The following is a 217-nucleotide window of genomic DNA, read 5'->3' on the forward strand; positions in this document are numbered from 1 at the left end:
CCGACTCAGCCGAATGTCGGTGGTGATCGTGCGAAGGATTCCTCGACTTCTTGTGAGACGTCTCAGGGTCTGACTAAGGATGGTGAGTCTGATCTGACTTTGGACTTCGGTTTCGTTCGTCCGAGGGTTTCGGTTGGTGATTTCGTGTGGTTGGATGCGGATCGTGACGGGATTCAGGATGACGGTGAGAAGGGGATCAAGGGCGTTGAGTTGAGGC

The 217-nt window shown here is 54.4% G+C and carries 1 protein-coding gene; it reads left to right on the forward strand.

Annotated elements, in window-relative coordinates; translation table 11 throughout:
- Positions 1 to 99: 99 nt before the first annotated feature.
- On the forward strand, positions 100 to 217 hold a 118-nt coding region (locus EII42_RS13940), incomplete at its 3' end, for an SdrD B-like domain-containing protein (RefSeq protein ID WP_199729923.1).

Origin of the sequence: Tessaracoccus sp. OH4464_COT-324 (assembly GCF_003932855.1) — a bacterium.
Classification (GTDB): Bacteria; Actinomycetota; Actinomycetes; order Propionibacteriales; family Propionibacteriaceae; genus Arachnia.